At 72.4% G+C, this 486-nt stretch carries 1 protein-coding gene; it reads right to left on the reverse strand.

The annotated features are described in order from the left end of the window. A partial coding sequence (locus FJV41_RS57310; protein ID WP_281291670.1) for a histidine kinase dimerization/phospho-acceptor domain-containing protein occupies window positions 1–486 on the reverse strand: 486 nt, incomplete at both ends.

A 486-nucleotide genomic window follows, 5' to 3' on the forward strand; every position in this document is an offset into this window, starting at 1 on the left:
GGGCGACCTCCTCGGCCGCCAGCCCCAGCAGTTCAATGGATTCCACGGTGCCGACATCGGCCTCGCGCGCGTCGAGGCGGCTGGCCAGCAGGATCTCGTCCACGAGCTGGTCCAGCTCGGCGATGTTGCGCAGGATCTCGGAGCGGAAGGCCGGCGACGGCGTGCTGCCCTGCATCAGTTCCAGCCCCATGCGGATGCGCGTGAGCGGCGAGCGCAGCTCGTGCGCCGCATCCGCCACGAAATGCTGCTGCGCCTCGAAGGCCTGCCGCACGCGCTCGAACAGCAGGTTCAGCTCGTCCACCATCGGCCGCACCTCGTCGGGCAGCGCACCCGCGTTCACGGGCGACAGGTCGTCGGCCTGGCGTTTCGCCAGTTGCCGGCGCACGCGTTCCACGGGCGCGAGCGAGCCGCTCACCGCCCACCACACGGCCAGCGCCAGCAGCGGCGCGAGCAGCGCGATGGGCCCGGCCGTGCGCAGCGCCAGGT

The organism is Myxococcus llanfairpwllgwyngyllgogerychwyrndrobwllllantysiliogogogochensis, from assembly GCF_006636215.1.
Classification (GTDB): Bacteria; Myxococcota; Myxococcia; order Myxococcales; family Myxococcaceae; genus Myxococcus; species Myxococcus llanfairpwllgwyngyllgogerychwyrndrobwllllantysiliogogogochensis.